Raw genomic sequence first — 7,497 nt, forward strand, 5'->3', positions numbered from 1 at the left:
CCTTGCTTCCTAAAACAGAAGTCCAAATCCATATTCTAAAGGGGGGAATATAGTATTGAATAATTGTTGGATGAAATACCTTTACTAAAAGACTAAACAGATACAGAAAGAGTGAAAAAAATGATTAGTGCAACATTATTATTTATCCTCGCAGGAATTGGAGAAATAGGGGGTGGCTATTTAATTTGGCTTTGGTTAAGAGAAGGTAAACCATTTTATTGGGGAGTTATAGGCGGGATTGTGTTGGCTTTATATGGAGTTGTCGCTACGTTTCAGTCCTTCCCAACCTTTGGAAGAGTCTACGCTGCCTATGGAGGTGTTTTTATTGTCCTTTCCATTTTGTGGGGCTGGGGAATCGATGGGAAAAAACCAGACATCTTGGATTTCGTTGGAGCAGGCATTTGTTTAATTGGTGTTTTGGTGATTTTAATCCCTCGTTCATGATAAATAAAATCTTTTTATGAACCTTCACAATTTTAGTAAAATCATGATTGTGAAGGGTTTTTTTGCTTTAAATTAAGGTTAAAAAAGGTCGATTCTTCATTAATGTAGTTTGAAAACTAAATGTTTGCTAAAAGTACACGTAAATCCATTAAATCTTCAAGATGATCTAGGAGAACGTATATTACTAAATGAAAATATACATTCTATTTGTTTACTTAAATTACTGAATATAACCAAGATTTATTCCTTGAATGTAATCAAAAAGTACAAAAAGAAGGAGTTTAAGAACTTGAAATCGAATAGCTTATAGCAATCCCAGAAATGTTTGGAGGTTGCCATTTTGCTACTATATTTTTAATACCTTCATCTACCTAAAAATGAAAGAATAATTTAGGAGTTGATATAAGATGATATACCAAAATTCTCTTGATGGAATTTCTTCTGAAATGTTGAATGGCTTTTTTGTAGATTGGCCGAATCCACCTAATCTACAAACTCACTTAAAGCTGTTAAAAAACAGTAGTAAGATAGTCATTGCTTTAGATGATCATACGAATCAAGTAGTAGGATTTATAACAGCGATTAGCGATGGCGTTTTATCTGCCTACATTCCGTTCCTTGAAGTTTTGCCGGAGTATAAAAATAAAGGTATTGGCAAGAAATTAGTCAAACAAATGTTAAAGGAACTCGAAGATATCTATATGATTGATTTATGTTGTGAGGATGACTTAGTCCCTTATTATGAGAAGTTAGGAATGTTAAAATCAAACGGAATGCTCGTTAGAAATTACGAAATGCAGTCTGGAATTAAATAAATAGAAAGAAAAACGCTTGGATATTTTCCGAGCGTTTTTACGTGCTACGTTAATTATCAGCAATTTCATGTGTGTAATGGCTGTTATTTTTTTATGGCAACAAAACGTAATCTGTAATAATCAGCAAACCATTGATGATTCTGATAAGATTTAGACTGTAATAATTTTTCACATTTTTCATAAATCTGTTCTTTTTCAGTTTCTGATAAATGCTTTAGCATATTATAACTGAACATTTTTAGCCAGTTACGTAGCCCGTCTTCGCCTAGAAGCGGTGTTGGGCGCTCATATAGCGTAATCATTTCAACTGTAAATCCGGCGCCTTCTAATTTCGACTGATATTCTTCTAAAGTTGGAAAATACCAAGGGAAGTAATCCTCAATATAAGACAATTTTAATTCCTCCATACTTTTTTGCAGTGCCCAAACAATAGACGCAATATTACCGTGACCTCCCATTTCAGCAACGAAACGACCACCTTGTTTCAGTACATTGTAAATATTTTGAATGACTTCATCCGGCTGTTTCATCCAATGTAATGCAGCATTTGAAAAGACTGCGTCGAATTGAATTGTCATGTTAAGTACGGTAGCATCCATTGTATGAAACGTAATGTCTGGGTATTTTTGCTGTGCAGCGATAATCATGTCATGAGAGGCATCTATCCCTTGAATTTTGGCACCAAAAGCTGCAATTTCATGGGCTAAATCGCCTGTGCCACAACCTACGTCTAAAATTTCCTCATTTTTTTGTGGTGCAAGCAGATCTACTAAGCTCCCTCCAAATTTTGAAACAAAGCCATGCTTTTGATCATATAAATTGGCATTCCATTTGGTTGTCATTTCCCCTCATCTCCTTTCTTCGAGTTTACCAAAAAGTTTAATTGAACAGAAATGCGTAAAATCATTATTTTTGATTCCATATTGGAATATAGAAGGGATAAACAGATATCGCTTTTTGACTAATACCCGTTGGCTTAATTGGTTCATTGAAAGCCCCAGCCGGATTGTAATCGCTGAAAGCCACTCATTCACACACTTTATTGTGTTACCAAAATAATGTTGTTTTTTTGTCAACATTTTTCGAATAAATAGGTACCATTTGTCAATGCGAGTAATATGATATAAAAAAATAAGGGATGTGGTATGGTGACTTGGTTAATCATTTTGGCTTTTACTTTTTCATCTAGTATTGATAATTTAGGTGTCGGACTTTCGTACGGCATTCGAAAGATAAATGTTAGATTTGATAAAAATATTTTAATCTCGATCATTTGTTTTCTAATGAGTATGGCAGGCATTACATTTGGCGTATGGCTGTCAAAAATTCTTCCAGGTATGCTTCCTGTCGTCATTGGAGCAATATTATTATGTATAATCGGAATTCGGATTATTCTTTTGGCGAAACCGCGGAAACAAGAAACTTCAAAGGTGAATAAAAACAATGCTAATAATAATGTTCAAGATATTTTAAGAAATCCCGAGGAAGCTCAATTCAATAAGTCTGGGGAAATTGGATGGGGAGAGGCTGTACTTCTCGGCATTGCCTTAGCGGCGAATGCATTAACGAATGGTGTAGGTGCAGGTCTACTTGGTCTTTCACCACTTGTCATCTCGATACTTGCTGCAATTGGGAGTTTTATTACTGTTTGGTTAGGTGTCAAGTTAGGGAGTAAAGTTGCAGATGTTCGGATCGGTTCATTTACTGTAGGGCAATTTGGAACAATAATTAGTGGAGTAATGTTGATAATAATCGCTTTTGCTGCTTTCTTCTAATTAATTTGTTGACAAAATGTCAACAAAATTATACACTTCTTGAGAATGATCATTTCATGTTTGACACTACTTTAAGCCAGTAAGAAGGGAGAATCGAAAATGGCTGAACAGAAAAACAGTACACTTGGTTTAATGCTGAGAGAGTTATTGAAAGAACGTTCATTATCTATGCGGAAGTTTAGTGAACTCACTGGAATCGACACAGCTACGATCTCACGGATAATAAATGGTAAGAGAAATGCGACACCACAACATTTAGAAAAATTTGCAGACTGCCTTGATGTTCCTTTAATCAATCTTTTTGAAGCAGCAGGATACCCAATTGAACAGAGACAAGAAGAATCAGATTCAGATATTCATACCTCTGTTGACGCAATACAATCTCTTCTTAAATCTTCTAATGTTTACGATGATGAATTTTCGGTGTCTCATGTTGAACAGAAACTAGAAAGCTATGGACTCTATGCGCAAACAGAAGAAGGTAAAAATTCGATTCTTAAGGATTTTGACGAAAAAATAAAGAGTGTAGGAAGCATTGGGCCGTTTATAAGCAAATTAAAAGAATTATATGAGAAGTTTACATTGGGGAAGGGAACTATTTTTGAACTAACCTTAATTGGAAGTACATTATTATATTTTATTATTCCAGTAGATGTTATACCGGATTATTTATTTCCTATTGGCTATCTAGACGATGCAATAGCTGTGCAACTTACTACAAATGCATTACTAAAAAAATAACTTAGACTTAAGTGATAGGTGGATTTATTTATGAAAAGAAGCAAAAAAGGCCGAAAATGGCTAAGGAATTTGTTCTTAGCATTCGCATTCGTAATCGTAGCAGGGATTATTTATGGGGTTTATCAATATAATAGCGGATTGGCTATGGCAGACGATAGTCATATAAAAGATAACGAAAAAGCGTTTGACCCATTTGAAGGAGCGGATGTGCAATTTGGTCAGATTAATGTGCTATTAATGGGAAGTGACGCTAGAGATGAGGATGGTAGATCGGATAGTTTAATGATTGCACACTACGATCAAACGACAAATGATGTCAAACTTGTTTCGATTATGAGGGATACGTATGTCGACATCCCAGAGCACGGAATGAATAAAATAAATGCTGCTTTTGCTTTAGGAGGTCCTGAACTTGTAAGGAAAACAATTAAGCAAAATTTTGATATTGATGTAAATTACTACGCTCTTGTAGATTTTAAAGGATTCCCTAAAATTATAGATCTTTTAGCACCTGATGGGATAGAGGTTGATATTCCTTATGAAATGTCTCATGGAATTGGTATGACATTACATCCTGGGGAACAAGTTTTACATGGTAACGAGTTATTAGGCTATGTACGTTTCCGTCACGATCGCTTAAGTGATTTTGGGCGAGTGGAACGCCAGCAAGAGGTTTTGGGTAAGGTGAAAGAACAAATTGGTGTTTCGAGCTTAATGAACTTGCCAAAAATACTTGGCGTTGCAGATTCCTACATTGATACAAATGTTGATAATAAAACAATCCTTACAATTGCAAAAGGAATAGTAAAAGGAAACTCTAAAGGTATTGACACTTTACGAATTCCTGTTGCAGATGCTTATGAAGACAAACGTGTCAACGTAGGTGACGTCTTAGATATTGACCTCGATAAGAACAAACAGGCATTAGAAGACTTTTTATCATCAAAGGACAATGAAAAAAATGACTAAGTACTTTACTAAAGGTGACAACATCATTAAGTAGTCAGTAGAGCAAAAATTAGAGTATGTTTTGAACTATTATTTCAAAACATACTCTTTTGTTATTTTATAGGTCCTTTATCGGTAAATTACATTACCATTAGATTTGTGAAATTCCTTGTGCAAGCAAATCTACTAAACTTTCTCCAAATGTTCAAATAAAGTCATATTTTTGAGCATATAAGCATTAGTTTCGATGAACGGTATCAAAATAAAGGCGTTTTTTTTAGAAAATTACGTGGGATGATGAAGTGCCGCCTAGAATAGAAAAAAGTAGCTGACGAATTCATCAGCTACCAATCTTATTTTTCAAGCTTTGTTAATGTTTTACCGCTCCAACCAAAGATAATCGTCAAAATTGGTCCAAGTAGACAGAAGAAGGTAAAAGGAAGGTAAGTTGTTGTTGGTATATCTAGTACACTAGCAATAAAAATACCACAAACACTCCATGGAACAAGAGGGTTGACTACAGTACCTGCGTCCTCCATAACACGGGATAAATTTTTAGGGGCAAGTCCAACCTTTGCAAACTGCGCTTTAAAAGCTTCACCAGTAAGTAGGATAGATAAATATTGCTCACCAATTAATGTGTTAATACCAATCCCCGTAATAGCAGCTCCTGTAATGACAGAGCCAGCGCTTTTAAATAAGCTCTCTACCTTCGCTAAAATACTTTGAATAATGCCGAGGGTAAATAATAGACCGCCCATTGTTAAAGCTAATAAGACTAAGGAAATTGTAAATAGCATACTGTTCATACCACCTCGACTCAGTAATGCATCCACGTCTTTATTCCCTGTAGAAGATACATAGCCTTCAAAAAGGATTTTAAAGACATTCGATAGTGCAATCGGTTCTTGTATGTAGGCAAGCCCTACACCAATAATTGAAACAACTGCGAGTGTGATAAGTGCAGGCGCTTTGTACAAAGTCATAATAACAAGAACAACAATTGGCAATAATGTATACCAATGAATAAGTCCAGTAGACAGTAATCCATCTTTAAATTGCTCAACTGTTTCAAATGAAGTATTTGCTTCTGTTGGTGATAATATTGCATAAAGGACGAATGAGATTACGAATGCTGGAATGGTTGTCCAACCCATATTTTTAATATGCTCGAAAAGATCGACGCCAACCGTACCAGATGCAAGATTTGTTGTATCCGATAATGGAGACATTTTATCACCAAAGAAAGCTCCTGAAACAATCGCACCAGCTGTTATAGCTAATGAGAGGTCCATTGCACCAGCAATTCCCATAAAGGCAACGCCAACAGTTGCTACAGTAGTTAAAGAACTACCTACAGAAACACCAACGATACTACAAATCAAAAATACGATCGCAAAGAAAAAACTTGGTGTAATAGTTAAAAAGCCGTAGTAGATAAGTGTTGGAATTGTGCCACCCATAATCCAACTGGAAATTAAAATACCAATAAAGAAGAAAATAAAAACAGCCCCAAGTCCAGCACTTGCACCAGCAATCATACCAGTTTCAAGCTCACGAAAAGGAACTTTTTTTAGTAATCCATAGGCAATTAAAAGTGAAATGACAAGAAAAATAGGTATATGGGGTGTTGCTTTTAAAAACCCAATACTGAGCGCCATCATGGCAATTATTAATAGTATTATAAAGCTTGCCTCAATAAATCGAGGGTTACTCTTAGCTTCTATTCGAAACATGCTAATCCTCCTACTTGTTACTTCCTCGCTTCAACGCGGTGAAGCCTAAAAGAATTATAGCACGCTAATATATTTTGTCAATCGGCTGATGAAATTGGTAGTACTGTACTTAATGGGTGATGAAATAATCCCATGTATTTTTGACAATTAAGGTACAAGTCATGATGATAAAAATAATACGCATCATTTTTGTCCCACGTTTCAGCGCAAATTTTGACCCTATTATCGCACCAAAAATCATAACGAAGCCCATAGGTAGACCGTATACAAAATTAACCTTTCCTACTAGTAAAAACATAGCAAGCGCAGCTAAGTTCGATGTGAAATTAAAGGCTTTTGCATTTCCCGCTGCCTGTAAGAAATCATTTCCCATCATTAATAAAAGAAAAATAAAAAAAGAACCAGTACCAGGCCCGAAGAAACCATCGTAAAAGCCAACAGCAGCAAAAGCACCAACGAAGGCTATTTTCTTAAGAGTACTTAATGATCGCTCTTCAGGTTTTTGACCCCAATCTTTTTTGAAAACCGTATAAGCTGTTACTAGTACGAGCATAACAAGCATTAGAGGCTTTAAAATAGCTGGAGATACGAGATGCACCGTATATGCACCCATGAATGAACCAATAAAAATAAAAGGCATTATTTTCTTATTCTTTTTCACATCAACTTTGCCAGCTCGTAAAAAAGTTAACATGCTAGTCCCATTGCTAATTGTATTGGCGAGTTTGTTTGTGGCAATTGCTGTACTTGGAGGTAAACCAACAGCCAAAAGCGCAGGTAACGAAATTAATCCTCCGCCACCGACAATCGCATTTAAAAAGGATGCGATAAAGCCAAGTGCTAAAAGAATTACAAGTGATAGTAAATCGATGTCCATATGTATGATACTCACATCCTTATTTGTAAGATACACTTTTCTTTTAACAGTACTGCGAATTGTAATAAATGACAATGGGGTTTATCTTTCGTCATGTAAATATCGTTTACAATTCCTTAACATTGGTAACGAAGAAAAAATGAAGAAAAAAATTGTTTTTT

Annotated in this window: 8 protein-coding genes; 5 read left to right on the forward strand and 3 right to left on the reverse strand. The window is 35.4% G+C overall.

The window, feature by feature from the left end; genetic code table 11:
* Positions 1-120 precede the first annotated feature (120 nt).
* Both PVA17_RS18115 and PVA17_RS18120 read left to right on the forward strand, forming a co-directional pair.
* On the forward strand, positions 121-444 hold the full coding sequence (locus PVA17_RS18115; RefSeq protein ID WP_100544371.1) for a YnfA family protein: 324 nt from the start codon (positions 121-123) through the stop codon (positions 442-444).
* Positions 445-851: 407 nt separating this feature from the next.
* Positions 852-1,259: a GNAT family N-acetyltransferase gene (locus PVA17_RS18120; RefSeq protein WP_274068488.1), complete on the forward strand. Its 408-nt coding sequence runs from the start codon at positions 852-854 to the stop codon at positions 1,257-1,259.
* Positions 1,260-1,342: 83 nt separating this feature from the next.
* On the opposite strand, the gene PVA17_RS18125 is transcribed toward PVA17_RS18120, so the two are convergent.
* Positions 1,343-2,101: a class I SAM-dependent methyltransferase gene (locus PVA17_RS18125; RefSeq protein WP_274068489.1), complete on the reverse strand. Its 759-nt coding sequence runs from the start codon at positions 2,099-2,101 to the stop codon at positions 1,343-1,345.
* Between the two features lie 303 nt (positions 2,102-2,404).
* On the opposite strand from PVA17_RS18125, the gene ytaF reads away from it, so the two are divergent.
* From ytaF to PVA17_RS18140, 3 genes are all read left to right on the forward strand, one after another.
* Positions 2,405-3,034 carry a sporulation membrane protein YtaF gene (ytaF, locus tag PVA17_RS18130; RefSeq protein ID WP_274068490.1) on the forward strand — a complete coding sequence of 210 codons (630 nt, stop codon included), beginning with the start codon at positions 2,405-2,407 and terminating at the stop codon, positions 3,032-3,034.
* 99 nt (positions 3,035-3,133) lie between these two features.
* On the forward strand, positions 3,134-3,775 hold the full coding sequence (locus PVA17_RS18135) for a helix-turn-helix domain-containing protein (protein WP_274068491.1): 642 nt from the start codon (positions 3,134-3,136) through the stop codon (positions 3,773-3,775).
* Between the two features lie 30 nt (positions 3,776-3,805).
* Positions 3,806-4,744, forward strand: a complete 939-nt coding sequence (locus tag PVA17_RS18140) for an LCP family protein (protein ID WP_274068492.1) — start codon at positions 3,806-3,808, stop codon at positions 4,742-4,744.
* A 332-nt stretch (positions 4,745-5,076) separates the two neighbouring features.
* Here the strand turns inward: PVA17_RS18140 and nhaC are convergent, their stop codons facing one another.
* On the reverse strand, positions 5,077-6,459 hold the full coding sequence (nhaC, locus tag PVA17_RS18145; RefSeq protein WP_274068493.1) for a Na+/H+ antiporter NhaC: 1,383 nt from the start codon (positions 6,457-6,459) through the stop codon (positions 5,077-5,079).
* A gap of 109 nt (positions 6,460-6,568) precedes the next feature.
* Positions 6,569-7,336 (reverse strand): sulfite exporter TauE/SafE family protein, encoded by a 768-nt coding sequence (locus PVA17_RS18150; RefSeq protein WP_132362873.1) that lies wholly within the window; start codon positions 7,334-7,336, stop codon positions 6,569-6,571.
* Positions 7,337-7,497 lie beyond the last annotated feature (161 nt).

The organism is Lysinibacillus sp. CNPSo 3705, assembly GCF_028674935.1.
Lineage (GTDB): Bacteria > Bacillota > Bacilli > Bacillales_A > Planococcaceae > Lysinibacillus.